The organism is Streptomyces sp. NPDC056883, assembly GCF_042788835.1.
GTDB lineage: Bacteria > Actinomycetota > Actinomycetes > Streptomycetales > Streptomycetaceae > Streptomyces > Streptomyces stoeckheimensis.
This window is the reverse complement of the sequence record NZ_JBHUBS010000012.1, coordinates 114,148-133,920: the sequence shown is the minus strand read 5'-3', so window position 1 is coordinate 133,920 and position 19,773 is coordinate 114,148. Positions and strand designations below refer to the sequence as shown.

Genomic DNA, 19,773 nt, shown 5'->3' with positions numbered 1-19,773 from the left:
GCGGGGGGGGGGGGGGGGGGGGGGGGGGGGGGGGGGGGGGGGGGGGGGGGGGGGGGGCGGGGTGGGGGGGGGGGGGGGGGGGGGGGGGGGGGGGGGGTGGGGGGGGGGGGGGGGGGGGGGGGGCCCCCCCCCCCCCCCCCCGGCCCCTGCCCGCGGGAAATGTACGCCACCCCGGAGGGGGCCCTCGAGATCCTGTTCTGGGCGTCTTCCCCCAAGCCCGTCGTCCACCTGCGGGACAAGAAGACGGGTCAGCGCGTCGCCACCGTCTCCGAGTTCCGCTCCGAGGGCGGTGGCGAGGTACCGCCGTCGCTCGTCTCGGAGCCGCTCAAGCTGCCGGCCCTCGGGATCTACGGCCTCGAAGTCGGCTCCGAGGCCGACCACGTCGGCTGCGGCGACTTCGACTACCGGCTGCGCTCCCACGTGGGCAGCTTCGCCGCACGGAACACGGTGTCCGTGGACACCCCCAAGACCGCGGTGTCGGCGCACGTCACCGTCTTCGACCCGCGGACCCAGACGGGCTCCCCGCTCAGGAACACCAAGGTCACCCTCTCCGGCGTGGGCATCTCGCAGCAACTCACCACGGACGCGCAGGGCCGGGTGAACACCCCCGTCAACTTCCGCGGGACGGAGACGTCGACCCTGCTGAAGCTCACCGTCCAAGGCACCCCGGAGATGGCCGACGACACCGGACACCTGGATGTCCCCACCGTCCGCCGGAAGGCTGAGATCGTCCTCGACCCCGCGTCCGAGAAGATCAGGGGCGTCTACGGATCGACCGCCACGCTCACCGGCCGGGCCTCGGTGATCGCCGCCGACGGCACGCGCAGGCCGGTCCCGCAGGGCACGCCACTCAACGGCGACCTGGACGGCGTCCCCGGGACGGGGGCGGACGGCCGCTTCGAGCGGCAGATCCGGGTCGCTCCCAAGGACGGCCGGTGGGTGACGACCACGTGGGCGAACAACAAGCTCTATCCGTGGCTTTCCTTCGCGTGGGACTCGACGGAAGTCGACGTCGTCGACGCCACCTCCTTCACGGACTTCAAGGCCACGATCGACGCGGCCCGGACCATCACCGTCACCGGGAAGATCGACCGGGAGCCCGGCTACGGTCCCGCCGACGTCCAGGTGCAGTACTCGGCCGACGGCAAGACCGGCTGGACGACGCGCAAGACGGTCACCACACGGTTCACCTGGGAGACCTTCAAGCAGACGCTTCCGGGCGAGGCGGACGGCTACTGGCGCCTCCACTACCCCGGCGCGCCGAACATCCAGCCCGCCACCACCCAGCCCGTCCGCCTGACCCGCACGGCGACGGCCTTCTCCTACTTCAACGCGGCCCCGGAGCCGGTCCGCAAGGGCCAGACCTTCACCATCAAGGGCACCCTCCAGCACGGCACCCCGGCGAAGGCCTACGGCGGCCAGACGGTCCTGTTCTACTTCCGGCCCACGGGCGGCCAGGGCTACGTCTACCAGGGCCACTCCAAGACCGCCGCGGACGGCACCTTCGTGCACCCCTTCAAGGCCGACCGCACCGGCACCTGGATCGCCCGCTACCGCGACGCCGACGGCAAGCACTACAACGCCGAAAGCCGCCAGGACGACCTCGTCGTCAATCCGTAACCCGTAACCCGTAGTCCGCACGGAAAGGCGTACAACCCCTCGGGCATGTCGCGGGTCTAACAGCCGTTCAGCTCGTCAAAATCCGGGGGGATCCGTGCGTCACCGTTTGACCTCAGCCGTCGTCGTCGCCACAGCGCTGCTCGCGGGGCTGGCCGTGCCGGGGTCGGTGCACGCCGCATCCGATGCATCCCTCGCAACGGAAGCCGCCGGCACGGCCGGTGCCTCCGGCGCGGCGACCGCCTGCCCGCCGGACATGTCCGCCACCCAGGACGGGTCCCTCAGCGTCTACAGCGCGCAGGACGGGACGGGCGTGCCCGAGGGCCTCGTCGTCCACCTGCGGGACAAGAAGACGGGTCTGCGGGTCGCCCGTGTCGACACGTTCCGCAAGGTGACCGACCCGGAGGGCATCCTCCCCGAATTCCAGCTGGTCTCGGAGCCGCTCAAGCTGGCCGCCCTCGGCATCTACGGGCTCGAAGTCGGCTCCGAAGCCGACCCCGTCTCCTGCGGGGACTTCGACTACCGCCTGCGTTCGGTGGTCGGCAAGGTCGATGCGGCGGACGGGGTGTCCCTCGACAACCTCAAGACCACCGTGTCGGCGGACCTCACCACCCTCGACCCGCGCACCGGGGCGAGCGCCCCGCTCAAGAACGCCAAGGTCCGCCTCACCGCCGACCGCACCTCGCAGGACGCGACCACGGACGCGCAGGGCCACCTGTCCTCCCCGTTCACCTTCCGCGGCACGGAGAACCACACCGACGTGCGCGTCGACGTCCTGGACACCCCGGACATCAGGCCCGGCGGGCGCAGCGAAACCGCACGCGCGGTCCGCCAGAAGGCCGAGATCGTCCTCGACCCCGAGTCCCGGAAGATCAAGGCCCGCTACGGATCGACGGTCAAGATCACGGGCCAGGCCCTCAGGATCGCCGCGGACGGCACGCGCAAGCCCGTCCCCCAGGGCACTCCGATGCTCGCGGACCTCACCGGCGAGCCCAAGACGACGGCGGACGGCCGGTTCGAGCGGCAGCTGCTGATGTCCCGCGGCGGCCCGGTGAAGACCACGTGGGCGGGCGGCAAGTCCCCGTGGCTGCACTACGTGATCGCCAATACGGAGGCGGAGGTCGTCGAGGTCAGCTACTTCAGGGACTTCAAGGCCACCGTCGACGCCGCCGGCGTGAAGTTCACCGGACGCCTCGCCCACAAGCCCCTCAGCCAGACCCCCACCCTCATCGAGGTGCAGCGCTCGGAGGACGGCAAGACGGACTGGAAGACGCGCAAGGTGTTCACCGTGGACTTCGCCACCGCCCGGTTCGACCAGACGCTCCCGGGCGAGGGCGACGGCCACTGGCGACTGCGGTACGCCGCCGCGCCGAGCATGCAGGGCTCCGTCACCGAGCCGGTCCAGCTGACCCGGACGGCGACGGCCTTCACCTACTTCAACGCCGCGCCCGAGCCGGTCCGCACGGGCCAGACCTTCACCATCAAGGGCGTCCTCCGGCACGAGAACCCGGCGAAGCCGTACGGCGGCCAGACGGTGCGGTACTACCTCCAGCCCGTCGGCAGCCAGGACTACGTCTTCAAGGGCGAGGCCAAGACCGAGGCGGACGGCACCTTCGTCCAGACGTTCACCGGCGAGGAGAGCGGCGCCTGGATCGTCCGCTACGGCGACTCCGACGGCAAGCACCTCAACGCCGAGAGCCGCCGGGACGACCTCACCGTGAACCCGTGAACAACCAGTCCCAGGGGGACCCTGTGAAGCACCTGCGCTACACCACCGCACTCGCGGTCACCGCCGCAGCCGTCGGCGGCATGCTCCTCGCTCCGGGCACGGCGCACGCCGCCGACCAGGACTTCTACCTCACGATCAACACGGAGGGCGTACGGATCGACGTGGTCCGCGCCCAGAACCTGAGCCCCGTGGTCCACCTGCGGGCGAAGGGCTCCGAGACCCGCGTCCTGACCATCAAGGACTTCTCGTACGAGGCGAGCGATTCGTCGTCGACGGAGGGGTCCTTCACCTCCACCTCCGGCCCGGTGAAGCTCGACAAGCTCGGGGTCTACTCCGTCGACCTCGAGTACCGGGGCACCGAGGGCGAGCCGCTCGTGCGCAAGGACGCGGCCACCCTCAACTACACGCCCGAGCCCGTCTTCGACGAGGTCACCACGTCCAAGGCGGTCTCCCTGGACAGCCTGGGCACCACCGTCGAAACGGTCCTCAGGGGCCTCGACCCGCGCGACGGGAAGCTGACCCCGCTGGGCGGCGCAAAGGTTTCGATCAGCGCGGGAGGCAAGTCCACCACCGCCTCCACCGACAGCGCGGGCCGTCTGAAGGCACCTGTCGCCTTCACCGGCACCGAGCCCAGCGCGCGGATCCACATGGAGCACACGAACGCCAGCGGCCTCACCGGCGGGTCCGACACCGACGCCCCGATCGACAGGCAGCCGGTGCGGATCGACCTGGACGCCGCTTCCCGCAAGGTGTCCGCGCCGTACGGCAACGCCGTCCGCATCAACGGCTCGCTGAAGCGGGTCGCGGCGGACGGCACGCTCAAGCCCGTGGCCACGGCCATGAAGCTGACCCGTACGGAGAGCAAGCCGGTGCTGTTCAACAGCAGCCCCGAGGGCCGCTTCTCCGTCAGTGCCAAGGCTCCGGGCGACACCACCTTCAAGGTCTCCACCGGCATTCAGAGCTGGCTCGACCAGAAGGCTTTCGCACCCGTCGAGGTGGACATCACCTCGGGTGTGAGCTACTACGGCCAGTCCGGCGAGTACCTCGGCAGCGGAAACACCCCGGTCGTCTACTTCAACTTGACGCCGAGCACCCGGGAGGATCCGGGCACGACGCCCCCGGCCCGCGGACCCTTCGAGATCCAGTTCTCCAAGACCGGCTCCACCTGGACCACCCGCAAGACCTTCACGGCCGAGTTCGGCAAGGGATTCAATCAGACGATTACCGGAGAGAACGGCTACTGGCGCGTCCGGTACGTGGGGAAGGACCTGGGGCAGAGCACGTCGGCGCCCGTCCACGTGGCGCGGACCAAGACGGAGATCCCCGAGTTCAACGCCCACCCCGAGCCGGTCAAGAGCGGTGGGCAGCTGACCGTGGTCGGCAAGGTGCGGGAACTCGGCACCACCTCGACGCCGGCCCACGGCAACGTGGACTTCTACTTCCGCGCGAAGGGCACCACCACGTGGGTCCATGTGGGCTACACGGGCACCGCGGACGACGGCACCTTCACCCGCAAGTTCACCGTTCGGCGCAGTGGTGACTGGAAGGCGGTGTTCTCGGGAGACCTCTACAACACCCGCTACCTCATCTCGGAGAGCCGCGTGGACACGGTCGAGGTCACCGGCTGACCCGGCGGACGGCGGGGCTTTGCGGGCGCCCCCTAGGGGGTGCCCGTCCTCGTCCGCGGCTCCGAGAGGAGGCCGAAGACGGCGCCCTGGTTGTCCGCGACCACCGCGATGCGCCCGTACGGGGTGTCGAAGGGGTCGGCGGTGACCCGGCCGCCGAGGCGCTGCACCATCGCCACGGACTGGTCGCAGTCCGGGACGGAGAAGTACGCGAGGAAGTGCGCGGGCATGATCTCCGGGAAGGCGTCGGTGATCAGGCTGCGCCCCAGGACGGCGGTCTCCGAGCCGGGCGCCTTGCCGGGCGGGGACCAGACGCGGTACTCGATGCCCGACTCGTCGTCGTTCTGGTCCTCGGGGACGTAGCCGAAGACCTTGGCGTAGAAGACGTCCACGGCGTCGCGGGCCCGGGTGTACACCTCGGACCAGCAGTACGTGTAGGGCTCGTTCTGGGCGTCGAAGCCGTGGTGGGTGCCGGGCTGCCACAGGCCGAAGACGGCCCCGCCGGGGTCGGCGGCCATCGCGGCGGTCCCGTAGGGGCCGACCGGCATCGGGTCCATCACCATCTGGCCGCCGGCGGCGCGGATGCGCTGCGCGCAGGCGTACGCGTCGGTGGTGTAGAGGTAGATCCCCCAGACGGTCGGCATCCGGCCGTCGGGCTTGGGGGCGAGGGCGGCGACGTTGCGGCCGCGGCTGTAGGCCTGGGTGTAGTGGCCGTACTCCGGTCCCGCGCCCTCGGAGAAGGTCCACCCGAAGAGCTCACCGTAGAAGCGCTTGCCCGCTTCCACGTCCGGCAGGGAGGCGTCGACCCAGCAGGGCGACCCTTCTGCGAATGCGGCCATGAGCCCGGTTCCTTCCGTTGTGCGGGGGTGTGCAAGGGTGTGCACCCTCCGCGCACGTTCCGCCTCGCTCGCCCAGCCATGTCCTCCGGATCATGATGTGCCCGAAAACTTGTCCACAGCCTGTTGATAAGACTATTCGGGGGATAGGCTCCGAAGCCGGACGGCGCGCCCGGGGGGCGCACCCGGCCGGAATCGGTCCCGGTGACGGGCCGGGACCGGTGTACGCCCAGGCCAGGCATCCCGTCACCCCATTTGCAGGCGGCCGAATCGCGCGCCGATCACCCCTCGGTAAGCTGACGGCATGACAGGACAAGTACGCACCGTCGACGGCCGCGTTGCCGGCCGGCGCGGTCAGGCGACGAGGCAGAAGCTGCTCGACTGCCTCAGCGAGATGCTCAGCTCCTCGCCGTACCGCGACGTCAAAGTGATCGACGTCGCCCGCAAGGCCGGTACCTCCCCCGCGACCTTCTACCAGTACTTCCCGGACGTCGAAGGTGCCGTCCTGGAGATCGCGGAGCGCATGGCCAACGAGGGCGCACAGCTGACCTCGCTGGTCGAGGGGCGCGCATGGGTCGGCAAGGCGGGCTGGGCTGCGGCCGAGGAACTCGTCGACGGATTCCTGGAGTTCTGGCGGCGCAACGACGCCATCCTGCGGGTCGTCGACCTCGGTGCGGCCGAGGGCGACAAGCGGTTCTACAAGATCCGCATGAAGATCCTCAACTCCGTCACCAACTCCCTCACGGAGTCGATGAAGGAGCTCCAGGCCAAGGGCAAGGTCGACAAGGACGTGAGCCCGGCGGCGATGGCCGGTTCGCTGGTCGCCATGCTCGCGGCGGTCGCCTCGCACCAGAAGGGGTTCCAGACCTGGGGCGTGAAGCAGGCGGAACTGAAGCCGAACCTGGCGCTCCTGGTCCACCTGGGCATCACGGGCAAGAAGCCGACGAAGTGAGCGGCGGACCCGCACCGGGTCCGCCGCCACCCTTACGGGACTTCCGCCGCGATCAGCGACGCTCCAGGCGGAACAACCGGATCTCGCGCTCGATGCGCGCCTGGTACGTCGCGTACGGCGGCCAGAACTTCAGCACCGCCTGCCACGCCGCCGCGCGTTCCTCACCCGCCAGCAGGCGGGCGCGTACGGCGATGTCCTGACCCTTCCAACTCACTTCCGCGTCAGGGTTCTTGAGCAGGTTCCCGGTCCACGCCGGGTGTCCGGGGCGGCCGAAGTTCGAGCCGATCAGCAGCCAGCTCACCCCGTCCTGCTCCGGCATGCACGCGAGCGGGGTGGTGCGCGGTTCGCCGGTCTTGGCTCCCTTGGCGGTGAGGATCACACCGGGGAGCATCTGGGCGCTGAGGATGACCTTGCCGCGGGTCAGCTTGTGCACCGCCTTGTCCATGGCGGGGATGAAGTGCGGTGCGATCTTGGCGAACAGCATGGTCGAGGAGACCTTCTGCATCAGCTTGACTCCGGGCGCCATCAGACGGCCACCTTCTCGTTCCGTGGGGCGGGGGCAGGGGCTGGTGCGGGTACGGATGCGGATCCGGCGGCCGCGGGGGCGAACAGCCCGGCGGCTTCCGCGGCGTGGGCGCGCAGCCGGTGGACGGGGCCGAAGAGCAGTTCGTCGGCGGCCGCCCGCTTGAAGTAGAGGTGCGCGTCGTGCTCCCAGGTGAAGCCGATGCCGCCGTGCAGCTGGATGGCCTCGCCGGCGGTGATCCGCAGCGCCTCCAGGGCCTGGGCCAGGGCGAGTCCGCCCTGCTCCGGGTCCCAGGCGGCGTAGTAGGCGGCGGAGCGGGCCGCCTGGACCTGGACGTAGAGGTCGGCGAGGCGGTGCTTGACCGCCTGGAACGAGCCGATGGCCCGGCCGAACTGCTCGCGCTGCTGTACGTACTCCACGGTGCGGGCGAGCGCCTGCCCGGCCGCACCGACCGCCTCGGCGGCCAAGACGGCCGCTGCGCCGCGCCCGGTGGCGGCGAGGGCTCCGGCCACGTCCGCGTCCTCGGCCCCCAGCAACTCGGCCTCGACATCGCGGAGCTGGATGCGGCCCTGCGGGCGGGTCTCGTCGAGGGTGGTCTGCCGCGCCCGCACCAGGCCGGGCGCGTCCTCCCGTACGAGGAACAGCAGCGTGCGACTGCGGGCGAACCCTCCCGTGTGCGCGGCGACCAGCAGCAGCGAGGCGCTGTGCCCGTCGAGCACCTGGGCGACCTCCCCGTACAGCCGCCAGCCGCCGTCCACGGCGCGGGCCTGTACCCCGCCGGCCCGGCCGCCGCCGGCCCAGTCGCCCGGGGCGTTGTCCCCGGTCAGCGCGAGGGCGGTGGCCAGGGCGGGGCCGGGCACGGCGAGCGCGGCCGTGAGCCCGCCCGCCGCGAGCGGCGGAAGCAGGGCGGAGCGCTGCTCGCCGGTCCCCAGAGCAGTGATCAGCGGCACGGCGAGCACGGCGGTGGCCAGCAGCGGCGACGGCAGCAGCACCCGCCCGGTCTCCTCGCAGGCCAGGACCAGGTCGGCGGCGGTGCAGCCGACGCCCCCGTACTCCTCGGCCACGGCGATGCCCGGCAGCCCGAGCTGCCGGGCGAGCTGCTGCCACAGCTCGTGGTCGTGTCCGGCGGCGGTGCGGACGGCGGCCTTGACCTCGTCCGGGCCGCAGCGTTTGCCCAGGACCTCGCGCAGGGTACGGCGCATCTCGTCCTGCTCCGCGGTGAAGGCGGCATCCATCGTCGGGCTCCTCCCCGTATCTGACGGGCCGTCATGTTAGGGCGGGCGGCGCCAGAAGCACAGGGGGGCGGCGGGGGCGATAGCGAGGCGACGACCCCGGACCGGCAAGCACCCGAGGGCACCTGAGGGCAGCTGAGGGCAGCTGAGGGCAGCTGAGGGCAGCACCTCTAGCATCTGACGGTACGTCAGTTGTACCGTCAGTTCCATGCCTGGACCCCTCTCCGTCTCAGCCACCGCCTCCGCCGACTCCGCCACCTCCGTCGCCGCCGGACGTCAGGCCCGGCCCCGCCGGGTCGCCGTCGTCGGCGTCGCCCTCTCGGACTGCGGACGGGTGGACGGCCCCACCCCGTACGCCCTGCACGCGCAGGCCGCCCGCCGGGCCCTGGCCGACTCCGGCCTGGACCGGTCGGTGATCGACGGCTTCGCCTCGGCCGGGCTCGGCATCCTGGCGCCCGTGGAGGTCGCCGAGTACCTGGGCCTGCGCCCCACCTGGGTCGACTCCACCTCGGTCGGCGGCTCCACCTGGGAGGTCATGGCCGCCCACGCCGCCGACGCCATCGCGGCCGGCCACGCCAACGCGGTCCTCCTCGTCTACGGATCCACCGCGCGCGCCGACATCAAGGCCCGCCGCCGCACCTCGAACCTCTCCTTCGGCGCCCGCGGCCCGCTCCAGTTCGAGGCCCCGTACGGGCACACGCTGGTCTCCAAGTACGCGATGGCCGCGCGCCGCCACATGCACGAGTACGGCACGACGCTGGAGCAGCTCGCCGAGGTGGCGGTGCAGGCGCGGGCGAACGCCGCCACCAACCCGGACGCGATGTTCCGCGACCCGATCACGGTCGACGACGTCCTGTCCTCCGGGATGATCGCGGACCCCTTCACGAAGCTGAACTGCTGCATCCGCTCGGACGGCGGCTGCGCGGTCCTGCTGGCCGCGGAGGACTACGTACCGGACACGGCCAAGGAGCCCGTCTGGATCCTCGGCTCCGGCACCGCCGTCTCGCACACCACGATGTCGGAGTGGGAGGACTTCACCGTCTCCCCCGCGGCGGTCTCGGGCCGCCAGGCCTTCGCCCGCGCCGGGCTCACCCCGGCGGACGTGGACCTCGCCGAAATCTACGACGCCTTCACCTATATGACACTGGTCACCCTCGAGGACCTCGGCTTCTGCGCCAAGGGCGAGGGCGGCGCCTTCGTGGAGAAGGGCCGCCTCCTGCGGGACGGCGAATTCCCGGTCAATACGGACGGCGGCGGACTCTCCGCCTGCCATCCCGGCATGCGCGGCCTGTTCCTGTTGGTCGAGGCGGTACGCCAACTGCGCGGCGAGGCGGGGGCGGGCCAGGTGCGCAAACCAGGTGGAACCCTCCCACAGGTGGCCATCGCCTCCGGTACGGGCGGGTGGTTCTGCTCCTCGGGCACCATCATTCTCGGACGGGACTGATCTCCTTGTCGGTCAGGCTGCGTAAGCTCCCGGAGGGGCCGGCACCTCGGTGCCGACGGCCCCTTCGGGGAATCTCCAGCCATCACGGGAACTGACTTGATATCGAACCTGCTGCGGCGCTCGCGCGCCGCTCTCGCCATCACCGTCGCCACCGGCGCCCTCATCGCGGTCGCCTCGCCCGCCCAGGCAGTCACCGGACCGCCGACCCTCGCCAAGTCGCTCTTCCTCATGGACGGCACCACGGGCGCCACCCTCGCCAGCAAGGCCGGCGACACCAAGCTCCAGGGCGCCAGCACCACGAAGATCATGACGGCCTACGTCGTCCTCACCTCGCCGGGCATCGACCTCAACAAGAAGGTCACCGTCCAGCAGGAGTACCTGGACTACGTCGTCCGCGAGGGCGCGAGCACGGCCGGCCTGAAGGCCGGCGCCACCCCCACGGTCCGCCAGCTCCTCTTCGGGATGATGCTGCCCTCGGGCTGCGACGCCGCCTACGCCCTCGCCGACACCTTCGGCTCGGGCACGTCCCGGCAGGCCCGCATCAACGACTTCATCGCGAAGATGAACGCCAAGGCGAAGACCCTCGGCATGACCAACACGTACTACGACGCCTTCGACGGCATCTCGCAGCACGGCAACAACAAGATCACCGCGCGCGACCTGGCGAAGCTCACCCGCGCCGCGATGAAGGGCTCGACCTTCAAGTCGATCGTCAAGACCACCTCGTACAGCAGCGGCGGCACCTCCACCATCGCCACGTGGGCGAACACCAACCTGCTGATCAAGCCCGGCCACGCGTACCAGACCCAGGGCGCCATCGGCGTCAAGACCGGCAGCGGCTCGATCGCCGGCCAGTGCCTCGTCTTCTCGGTGACCCGCAACGGCAAGACCATCATCGGCGTCCTGCTGAACTCCACGGACCGCTACCCGGACGCCATCAAGCTCACCGACTGGGCCCTCGGCGCACCCACCGGCGCACCGGCGCTCCAGCGCAGCACCACCGAGCCGATCCCGGACGTCCTCGACTGATGCAGTGACGTACCAACGTCCTGACGCACCGAACTCCTGGCGCATCCGGACATCCACGGGGGCGTCCCGCCCGACCGAACAGGTCGGCGGGGCGCCCCCGTTCCGCGTTGCCGCTCGCGCTGCCAGTACGGCTAGTACTGCCAGCGGGCCTGCGCGCCGTCCATCCGGCAGTAGATCATCCGCCGGTTCGCGGCGTGGGTGGAGCGTCCGAGGTCGGCCTTGCGGCAGAACTGGCCGGCGTTGTAGCAGTTCCCGGCGTTGGAGACGATCTCGCAGACCCCGCTCGGGGGCTCCTGCGGCGCCTTGGTGGCGACCGGGGGCTTGGCCGTGCTCCGGCTGGGAGTGGGGGCCGGCTTCGGGTCCGCGGGCGTCGGCGTCCGGGTCTGCGGCGGAGCCTTCGTGGGCGTGGGGGTCGCCGTGGGCGTGGGAGTCGGCGTGGGAGTCGGCGTCGGCGCTGCGGAGGTGGCGGTCGCGGTAGGGGTGGTCGTTGCCGACACGGAGACGGACGGCACGGCGGGGGCCCCGCCACCCCCCGGAGCGGGCCCGCAGGCCACCGCGACACCGGCAACGACCAAGGCCACCAGGGCTCTTCGTATACCGCCGGCTCTGACGCCGCCGCTGTTATCCATTCCTACGTCTCCCCACGCTCACGAGTCACGTAAAGCACGTAAAACCCGCACATCCTAGTGACACCCAAGCCGCGTGGTGTTCGATTGAGAAATGACGAGCGACTTCGGCGACTTGAGCGACTTCCACACCACCCTGCACTCCCTGCGCGTCTGGGACGGCCCGCTGCCCTCCTTCGACACGGCCACCGCACCGGCCGAGCCCCTCGCCCTGTTCCGGGAGTGGTTCACGCACGCCGCCAAGGCGGGACAGCCCGAGCCTCACACGATGAGCCTGGCGACGGTGGACGCGGACGGGCACCCGGACGTACGCACGGTCATGCTGCACGACGCCGACGAGCGCGGCCTGCACTTCGCCTCGCACTCCACCAGCACGAAGGGCCGCCAGCTGGCGGGGCAGCCGGCGGCGGCGCTGGGCTTCTACTGGCCGTCGGTGGCCCGCCAGATCCGCATCCGGGGCCGGGTCACCGCGTGCGATGCGGTGGAGAGCCGCGCCGACCTGGCGGCCCGCACGCGCGGAGCGCTGGCGGCGGCGCTGACGGGGCGCCAGAGCGAGGTACTGGCCTCCCGGGAGGAACTGGCCGCCGCCGCGGCGGTGTCCTGGGAGCGGGCCGGAGCGGAGCCGGACGCCCCGGCGCCCACGTGGACCCGGTACGTCCTGTCCCCCACGGAGATCGAGTTCTTCCAGGGCGACGCGGCCCGCCTCCACACCCGCCTCCACTACACCCGCACCCCCACCACCCCGTGGACCCACCACCTCCTGTGGCCGTGACCTCACCTCCAGCCGTCCGGCACGTGAGGCGGCCGGGGCCACTAGAGCCGTCCGGCGTTTGAGGACCGGGGTCCGGGGCGGAGCCCCAGGGGGGTCCGGGCGCAGCCCGGTACCCCCCTCCAGCCCGTCCGGCGCTTGAGGACCGGGTCAGGGCAGAGCCCTGGGAACGGTGGAAGGGCGGGTAGGGGACAGCCCCGCAGGGCCGAGCCACCCGCACCCGGGGTCAGGCCGCGCGCGGAGCGAACACCGCCACCCAGACACCCTCCGCCGCCTCCCGGAAGGTCACCTCCAGCTCCATGCCCACCCGCAGCTCCACCCCCGGCCCCGGCCCCGCCCCCTCCCCACCCACGACCTCGGTCATCATCCGCAGCCCCTCCGCGAGATCCACCACCGCAGCCACGTACGGCACCCGCTCCCCGAAGGGCGGCAGGTCGTTCCGGTGGATCACCGACCAGGTGTACAGCGTGGCCCGCCCGCTCGCCGTTTCCCACGTGACCCGGTCCTCCCCCGCCCAGCAGGCCGGGCAGAACTCCCGCGGATAGTGGTGCGCCTTGCCGCACTCCCCGCAGCGCCGCAGCAACAGCCGCCCCTCCGCGGCCGCGTCCCAGTAGGGCCGCGTGAAGTCGTCGATCTCCGGCAGGTCGAACCGCGCAGCCGTACCGGCTCCAGTACTCACGACACCACTCCTCCGGGGCGAAACCCACCTGAACTCATCTGACGTACCGTCAGTTCACCGGATCCCACCCCCATCCCACAAGCCCCCACCCCCCGCGCAGCCCACCGCGCCCACCCGGCGACCCACCCCTCACCCCCTCCCCCACCACTCCCCGTAATCGATCCGCAACCGATTCCCTCCTCGTCCGAGACCCACCGCCCCCGTACGGCGATACGCTCACACCTCATGCCCGGAGTCCCCGCAGCACCCGACCTGTCCACCCAGCCCCGCCCGGTCTACGTGATCGGCGCCGGCCCCGGCGGCCTCGCCGTAGCCGCCGCGCTGCGCGGCCGCGGGATCCGCGCGGTGGTCGTGGAGAAGTCGGACTCGGTCGGCACTTCCTGGCGGCGGCACTACGACCGCCTCCACCTGCACACCACGCGCCGCCTCTCCGCCCTCCCGGGCCTGGCCATGCCGCGCCGCTTCGGGCGCTGGGTGGCGCGCGAGAACGTGGTGCGCTACCTGGAGAAGTACGCCGAGTTCCACGAGCTGGAGATCGCCACCGGCATCGAGGTGACCCGCATCGAGCTCGCCACGGACTCCCACCCCGACGGCCCGGACGCTCCCGCCGCCCCCGGCTGGACCCTGCACGCCACCGGCGGCCGCGTCATGGCGGCCCGGGCGGTCGTGGTCGCGACGGGCTTCAACCACACCCCCTTCGTCCCCGACTGGCCCGGCCGGGACACCTTCCCGGGCCCCCTCGCGCACGCCGCCGAGTACCGCAACCCCGCCCCCTACGCCGGCCGGGACGTCCTGGTCGTCGGCGTCGGCAACACGGGCGCCGAGATAGCCGTCGACCTCGCCGAAGGCGGCGCCGCCCGGGTCCGGCTCGCGGTGCGCACCGCCCCGCACATCCTGCGCCGCTCCACCGCCGGCTGGCCCTCCCAGCGGACCGGGATCCTGGTCCGGCGCCTCCCGGTCCGGCTCGTCGACCGGCTCGGCGCGATCGTCGGCAAGGCCTCCGTCCCGGACCTGTCCGCGTACGGACTCCCGCGCCCCACCACCGGCCTGTACAGCAGGGTCAAGCAGGGGGCGATCCCGATCCAGGACGTCGGCCTGATCGACGCGGTCCGCACGGGCCGGGTGGAGCCCGTGGCCGCGGTCGCCTCCTTCGACGGAGCCGAGGTGGTCCTCGCGGACGGTTCGCGGATCACCCCGGACGCCGTGATCGCGGCCACCGGCTACCGCCGCGCCCTGGAGGGCCTGGTCGGCGGGCTCGACGTACTGGACGACCGCGGCCGCCCCCGTACGCACGGCGCCAAGACCCCGCCGGACGCCCCGGGCCTCTATTTCACCGGGTTCACCAACCCCATCAGCGGCAACCTCCGCGAACTGGCCCTGGACGCCGAGAAGATCGCCAAGGGCATCGCCCGCACGGTAGGCGCGTAACCGTCCTCCCAGCGGTCCCCCACAGCACCGGGCCCGTTGTCAGTGGCCCGGTGCAGCATCGGCGTATCAGACCTCGACGGACCAACGGGGGATCACCATGTCGATCACGAACCACCACGCATCAACCCACGCCTTCCTGAAGCCGCTCTACGAAGACGCGTACTACCCCGATCACGTCCTCGACAAGGGCCGGGACATCCTGCTCCGCCTCTGCGCGCGCATCGAGGCCGAGCGGCCCGCGGACCTGGCCGGGCTGTACGTGCTGACGGGGGCGGCGACCGAAGAGTTCAACCTGCTGGAGGCGGAGTTCGAGGCCGCGGGGAGCGAGATCGAGACCGTGGCGCGCGAGGAGATAGCCGAGGACTTCGCGTTCGTGGCCTCCGCGTACGGATTCCCGGACGCGGACGTCGAGCAGCTCATCGCCCCCCGGGAGTGGTGAGCGCCCGGGGAGCGGCCCAACTGCCTGCCCGGCCGAGCGACCGCCCCCGCACGGCCGTCCCGACCCCCTGACCTCGGCCGAATACTGGTCTGGACCGGACCCCCGCGATCTGAGACCGTTCCCTGAACGGCCCCGCGAACCGGCCCGCACCCCACCCCGGGAGCCGGTCCGGGCACACCCTTGGACCGGCCCGCGAGCGTTCCACACATCACCTCCACCAGCTTTCCTGTGCATCCCTGTTCCTGACGGCACGTCAGTTCAGTAATCTGACTACGCGTCAGTTATTGAGATTCGTCGAGGTTCATCGAGCAGGAGCGGGCGGAACGATGCTTGGATCTACTCACGGCACCCTCACCACCGACTTCCGCGCACGTGTCGAGGCCTGCGGGGAGACCCCCAGGACGGCCGTCCACTCCACAGCGGCTCCGTCCGCCGAGGACACGGTCGCGCTGGACGTCAGCGGTCGGCCCCTGCACGCCGACGCTCCCGACCTGGACCGGTTCTTCCGGCCCGAGTCCGTGGCGGTCATCGGCGCCTCGGACGCCGAGGGCAGACCGAACACCGGCATCACCCGCCAGCTCATCGCCTGGGCGGAACGCGTCGGTGCCCGGCTGCACCCCGTACACCCCACCCGGGCCACGGTCTTCGGGCTGCCGTGCCACGCCTCGGTGGCCGATCTGCCCGAGCAGGTGGACCTGGCCGTCCTCCTCGTGGCCGATCCGCTCCCGGTCGTGGAGCAACTGGCGGAGGCCAAAGTGAAGTTCGCGGTCGCCTTCGCCTCGGGCTTCGCCGAGACCGGCGACGAGGGCGCCGCCGCACAGGCCCGCCTGGGCGCCGCCGTACAGCGCTCGGGCCTGCGCCTCCTCGGACCCAACACGAACCTCAACGCCTTCGAGAAGTTCCGCGAGGACCTCGACGGCCCGGCCATCGCCCTCATCACCCAGTCCGGCCACCAGGGCCGGCCGGTCTACACCCTCCAGGAGCTGGGCATCCGCCTCTCCCACTGGGCGCCCACCGGCAACGAGGCCGACCTCGAAACCTCCGACTTCATCTCCTACTTCGCCGAGCAGCCCGAGGTCGGGGCCATCGCCTGCTACGTGGAGGGCCTCAAGGACGGCCGGCAGTTCCTCCTCGCCGCCGACCGGGCCGCCCGCAACGGCGTCCCCGTCGTCGCCGTCAAGGTCGGCCGCACCGAGACCGGCGCCCGCATGGCCGCCTCGCACACCGGGAAGCTGACCGGCGCGGACACCGTCGTGGACGCCGCCATGCGGCAGTTCGGCGTCATCCGCGTCGACGGCCTGGACGAACTCCAGGACACCGCCGCCCTCCTCGCCCGGGCCCGCAAGCCGCTCGCCGAGGGCGTCGTCGTGTACTCCATCTCCGGCGGCACCGGTGCCCACTTCTCCGACCTGGCCACCGAGGCGGGACTCACCCTCCCCACCCTCTCCCAGGCCAAGCAGGACGAACTGCACCAGTGGATCCCCCCCTACCTGGGCGTCTCCAACCCCGTGGACAACGGCGGCCACCCCGTGGGCGACTGGCGCGGCCGCAAGATCATCGACGCGATCCTCGCGGACCCCTCGGTCGGCGTCCTGATCTGCCCGATCACGGGCCCCTTCCCCCCGATGAGCGACAAACTCGCGCAGGACCTGGTCGACGCGGCCGAACAGACAGACAAGCTGATCTGCGTGATCTGGGGCTCCCCGGTCGGCACGGAGGAGGCCTACCGCACCACGCTCCTCGGCTCCTCCCGGGTCGCCACCTTCCGCACCTTCGGCAATTGCATCACCGCCGTCCGCGCCTACCTCGGCCACCACCGCTTCACCGCCGCCTACCGCTCCCCCTTCGAGGACGCCCCGCGCACCACCTCGCCCTCCTTCCGCAAGGCCCAGGCCCTCATGCGTCCGGGCCAGCAGCTCAGCGAGCACGCGGCGAAGCAGCTCCTGCGCGCCTACGGGATACGGGTGCCCCGGGAGCAGCTGGTGACCAGCGCGGCAGCGGCCGTACGGGCGGCCGGGCTGGTCGGCTACCCGGTGGTCATGAAGGCCTCGGGCCCCCAGCTCGCCCACAAGACCGAGCTCGGCCTCGTGAAGATCGGACTGACCTCGGCGAGCCAGATCCGCGACGCCTACCGCGAACTGACGGACATCGCCCGCTACGAGAACGTCCCGCTGGACGGGATCCTCGTCTGCCAGATGGTGGAGCGCGGCGTCGAGATGGTCGTCGGAGTCACCCAGGACGAGCTCTTCGGCCCCACCGTGACCGTCGGTCTGGGCGGGGTCCTGGTGGAGGTACTGCACGACGTGGCGGTCCGCGTGCCCCCCTTCGGGGAGGACCAGGCGCGGGCGATGCTCGGGGAACTCCGGGGGCACGCGTTGCTGGAGGGTGTCCGTGGAGCGCCTCCCGCCGACGTCGACGCGCTGGTGGAGGTCATCCTCCGGGTCCAGCGGATGGCGCTGGAACTGGGCGACGAGCTGTCGGAGCTGGACATCAACCCGCTGATGGTCCTCCCCCGAGGCCAGGGCGCGGTCGCCCTGGACGCCCTGGCCATCTGCCGCTGACCCCCGGCGGGGGCCCTGCGGGGCAAAGTCCCCTACCCGCCCTTCCACCGTTCCCCGGGCCAGCCCGGACCCCGGTCCTCAAACGCCGGACGGGCTAAAAGAAGAGGGCCCGGGCTGCGCCCGGACCCCCTGGGGCTCCGCCCCAGACCCCGCGCCTCAAACGCCGGCGAGGCTGAGATTGTCCGGCTGGAAAGCTCGCGGGGTCGGATCGTCGCCCGGCCGGGGGCGGAGGGCTGCGGCCGGGTCGGGGACGGGGACGGGGTGGGGTGTTGGCCTGGACGTAGAGCGTGATTTGTGGCGCTAGACCACGCCGCGCCCTGTCGAAGCTCGGGGCAGGGCGCCTAAATCATGCAGTCCAGGCCAACACCCCACCCCGGCCCCGGCCCCGACCCACCACCCGCAGCCCACCCATCCACCCACCCACCCACGAACAGGAGTCCCACATGGCCGGCACGCCCGAGGACGAAGTCCTCCACCGTTTCGAGAGCGGTGTCTGCTGGATCACCCTCAACCGGCCGGAGGCCATGAACGCGGTCACCTGGGACCAGCGCGAGCGCGTCATCGGGCTGCTCGCCGAGGCCTCCGCCGACCCGGACGTGCGGGCCGTCGTCATCACCGCCACCGGCAAGGGCTTCTGCGCGGGCGCCGACCTGCGCGGGGCTCCGGCCGCCCCGGCGGAGCGGGTCGTCGGCGACGTGGCCCGCATGATCCGGCTCGGCGCGCAGCGGCTGATCACGGCCGTGCTCGACTGCGAGAAGCCGGTCATCGCCGCCGTGAACGGCACCGCGGCGGGCATCGGCGCCCACCTCGCGCTCGCCTGCGACCTGGTCATCGCCGCCGAACCGGCCCGTTTCATCGAGGTGTTCGTCCGCCGCGGCCTGGTCCCCGACGGCGGTGGCGCGTACCTCCTCCCCCGCCTCGTGGGACCGCAGAAGGCGAAGGAGCTGATGTTCTTCGGGGACGCCGTCCCGGCGGCCGAGGCCGAGCGGCTCGGGCTGGTGAACAAGGTGGTTCCCGCCGAGGCACTGGAGGAGACCGCCCGGGAGTGGGCGGAGCGCCTCGCGCAGGGCCCCACCCGCGCCCTGGCCCTGACGAAGCAGCTCGTCAACGCCTCCCTGGACGGTGACCGGGCGACGGCGCTCGCCGCCGAGGCCACCGCCCAGGAGCTGAACATGACCACGGCCGACGCGAACGAGGGGGTCGCCAGCTTCGTGGAGCGCCGCACCCCGAAGTACCTTGGCCGGTAGCTACATCCGCGGGTCCGGCGTGAGCAGCGCGAACACCGCTCCCGCCGGGTCCGCCGTCCACGCCATCCGCCCGACCTCCGGAACGTCGGCGGCGGGCATCAGCACCGAGCCGCCGCCGCCCCGGATCGCGGCCACGGTCGCGTCCACATCGGCGACGTTGAAGTACGGCACCCAGCGCGGGACTTCATCCCCCGCGCCGTCACCCTGGGGTGCGACGCCGCCGAAGGAGCCGTCCTCCTGGTCCCCGTCGGCGATGCTCAGTACCCGGTACGTCATCCCGGGGGCCTCCATCTCGGCGGAGCGCCACCCGAAGAGGCCGGCGTAGAACTCGACGGCCGCAACCGGGTCGGGTACGTGCAGTTCCGCCCAGATCAGGGTGTTCACCTCGGAGGCCCGCCCCAGCCCGGCGGTCTTCCCCGGCTGCCAGCACGCGAACTCCGCACCCTGCGGGTCGGTGAACTGTGCCAGCCAGCCCTCCCCCATCACGTCCCCGGGCTCCATGCGCACCACTCCGCCACCCGCCCTGACGGCCGCCGTCGTCTCCTGGATGTCGGGGGTGTCGAAGTGCAGCATCCACGCCGGGGTGGCGCCCTCCTCGGTGAGCGGCCCGAGGGCGGCGACGGTCTTGCCGTCGACCTGGAAGAAGCCGTAGCCGCCCGCCTCCGGGCCGAGGGAGACGTACTCCCACCCGAAGACGCCGGTGTAGAACGAGACGGCCCCGTCGGTGTCGGGGCTCCCGAGGTCGAGCCAGTTGGGCGATCCCTTGCGGAATTCGGTGCCGAGCATGAGGGTCCTCCTGTGCGTGCGCGCTGCTGCGGGGCCGGGTCCGGGGCCTGCCTCCGGGCCCCGACCCCCGCCACGATGCCGAGCCCGTACGGGGCACGCGCCCCGGGGAGCCCCGCACGTCGGTGGAATCACCCGTACGGCCGCGCCCCCGCCCATGTCCGTATCTGTGGGATGTATGGCCCGACGGCCATGGCGCGAGGACGTGCGGGCCCCGAAGACTGGTGGGGACCCGCAGGGAGCCCACGAAGGGA

At 71.9% G+C, this 19,773-nt stretch carries 17 protein-coding genes; 11 read left to right on the top strand and 6 right to left on the bottom strand.

From position 1 onward, the window contains the following. Positions 1-159 precede the first annotated feature (159 nt). The 3 genes from ACFRU2_RS26945 (at position 160) to ACFRU2_RS26935 (ending at position 4,974) form a co-directional block, all read left to right on the top strand. Entirely contained in the window at positions 160-1,620 is a 1,461-nt protein-coding gene (locus ACFRU2_RS26945; RefSeq protein WP_382976565.1) for a hypothetical protein, read from the top strand. A 106-nt stretch (positions 1,621-1,726) separates the two neighbouring features. Next, entirely contained in the window at positions 1,727-3,346 is a 1,620-nt protein-coding gene (locus tag ACFRU2_RS26940) for a hypothetical protein (protein ID WP_382976564.1), read from the top strand. Continuing rightward, the gene (locus ACFRU2_RS26935; protein WP_382976561.1) at positions 3,343-4,974 is read left to right on the top strand and encodes a hypothetical protein; all 1,632 of its coding nucleotides are present in this window, start codon (positions 3,343-3,345) and stop codon (positions 4,972-4,974) included. Before ACFRU2_RS26940 ends, ACFRU2_RS26935 begins: the two co-directional genes overlap by 4 nt. A gap of 32 nt (positions 4,975-5,006) precedes the next feature. Here the strand turns inward: ACFRU2_RS26935 and ACFRU2_RS26930 are convergent, their stop codons facing one another. Continuing rightward, positions 5,007-5,810 (bottom strand): VOC family protein, encoded by an 804-nt coding sequence (locus ACFRU2_RS26930; protein ID WP_382976559.1) that lies wholly within the window; start codon positions 5,808-5,810, stop codon positions 5,007-5,009. Positions 5,811-6,111: 301 nt separating this feature from the next. On the opposite strand from ACFRU2_RS26930, the gene ACFRU2_RS26925 reads away from it, so the two are divergent. After that, positions 6,112-6,759 carry a TetR family transcriptional regulator gene (locus tag ACFRU2_RS26925; protein ID WP_250742709.1) on the top strand — a complete coding sequence of 216 codons (648 nt, stop codon included), beginning with the start codon at positions 6,112-6,114 and terminating at the stop codon, positions 6,757-6,759. Between the two features lie 52 nt (positions 6,760-6,811). Here ACFRU2_RS26925 and ACFRU2_RS26920 read toward each other — a convergent pair whose 3' ends face one another. Together ACFRU2_RS26920 and ACFRU2_RS26915 are read right to left on the bottom strand one after the other, a co-directional pair. Then, positions 6,812-7,285, bottom strand: a complete 474-nt coding sequence (locus ACFRU2_RS26920; RefSeq protein ID WP_382976557.1) for a nitroreductase family deazaflavin-dependent oxidoreductase — start codon at positions 7,283-7,285, stop codon at positions 6,812-6,814. Beyond that, on the bottom strand, positions 7,285-8,517 hold the full coding sequence (locus ACFRU2_RS26915) for an acyl-CoA dehydrogenase family protein (protein ID WP_382976555.1): 1,233 nt from the start codon (positions 8,515-8,517) through the stop codon (positions 7,285-7,287). Before ACFRU2_RS26915 ends, ACFRU2_RS26920 begins: the two co-directional genes overlap by 1 nt. A gap of 205 nt (positions 8,518-8,722) precedes the next feature. Between ACFRU2_RS26915 and ACFRU2_RS26910 the strand changes: the two genes are divergently transcribed. Further along, on the top strand, positions 8,723-9,958 hold the full coding sequence (locus ACFRU2_RS26910; protein ID WP_382976553.1) for an acetyl-CoA acetyltransferase: 1,236 nt from the start codon (positions 8,723-8,725) through the stop codon (positions 9,956-9,958). Between the two features lie 96 nt (positions 9,959-10,054). After that, positions 10,055-10,987, top strand: a complete 933-nt coding sequence (locus tag ACFRU2_RS26905) for a D-alanyl-D-alanine carboxypeptidase family protein (RefSeq protein WP_382976551.1) — start codon at positions 10,055-10,057, stop codon at positions 10,985-10,987. A 131-nt stretch (positions 10,988-11,118) separates the two neighbouring features. Here the strand turns inward: ACFRU2_RS26905 and ACFRU2_RS26900 are convergent, their stop codons facing one another. Further along, positions 11,119-11,568, bottom strand: a complete 450-nt coding sequence (locus ACFRU2_RS26900) for a hypothetical protein (protein WP_382976549.1) — start codon at positions 11,566-11,568, stop codon at positions 11,119-11,121. 139 nt (positions 11,569-11,707) lie between these two features. On the opposite strand from ACFRU2_RS26900, the gene ACFRU2_RS26895 reads away from it, so the two are divergent. After that, the gene (locus ACFRU2_RS26895; protein WP_382976547.1) at positions 11,708-12,385 is read left to right on the top strand and encodes a pyridoxal 5'-phosphate synthase; all 678 of its coding nucleotides are present in this window, start codon (positions 11,708-11,710) and stop codon (positions 12,383-12,385) included. Positions 12,386-12,608: 223 nt separating this feature from the next. Here the strand turns inward: ACFRU2_RS26895 and ACFRU2_RS26890 are convergent, their stop codons facing one another. Then, entirely contained in the window at positions 12,609-13,061 is a 453-nt protein-coding gene (locus ACFRU2_RS26890) for a Zn-ribbon domain-containing OB-fold protein (RefSeq protein ID WP_382976546.1), read from the bottom strand. A gap of 225 nt (positions 13,062-13,286) precedes the next feature. Between ACFRU2_RS26890 and ACFRU2_RS26885 the strand changes: the two genes are divergently transcribed. The 4 genes from ACFRU2_RS26885 to ACFRU2_RS26870 all read left to right on the top strand — a co-directional run bounded on the left by ACFRU2_RS26885 (position 13,287) and on the right by ACFRU2_RS26870 (position 18,736). Further along, positions 13,287-14,489: a flavin-containing monooxygenase gene (locus ACFRU2_RS26885; protein WP_382976544.1), complete on the top strand. Its 1,203-nt coding sequence runs from the start codon at positions 13,287-13,289 to the stop codon at positions 14,487-14,489. Between the two features lie 97 nt (positions 14,490-14,586). Further along, complete coding sequence (locus tag ACFRU2_RS26880; protein ID WP_382976542.1) at positions 14,587-14,928, top strand: DUF5713 family protein; 342 nt, start codon at positions 14,587-14,589, stop codon at positions 14,926-14,928. A 326-nt stretch (positions 14,929-15,254) separates the two neighbouring features. Then, positions 15,255-17,489, top strand: a complete 2,235-nt coding sequence (locus tag ACFRU2_RS26875) for an acetate--CoA ligase family protein (RefSeq protein ID WP_382976540.1) — start codon at positions 15,255-15,257, stop codon at positions 17,487-17,489. A 443-nt stretch (positions 17,490-17,932) separates the two neighbouring features. Next, positions 17,933-18,736, top strand: coding sequence for an enoyl-CoA hydratase/isomerase family protein (locus ACFRU2_RS26870; protein ID WP_382976538.1), 804 nt, complete (start codon positions 17,933-17,935; stop codon positions 18,734-18,736). On the opposite strand, the gene ACFRU2_RS26865 is transcribed toward ACFRU2_RS26870, so the two are convergent. Next, positions 18,737-19,522 (bottom strand): VOC family protein, encoded by a 786-nt coding sequence (locus ACFRU2_RS26865; protein WP_382976536.1) that lies wholly within the window; start codon positions 19,520-19,522, stop codon positions 18,737-18,739. It lies immediately after the preceding gene. Positions 19,523-19,773 lie beyond the last annotated feature (251 nt).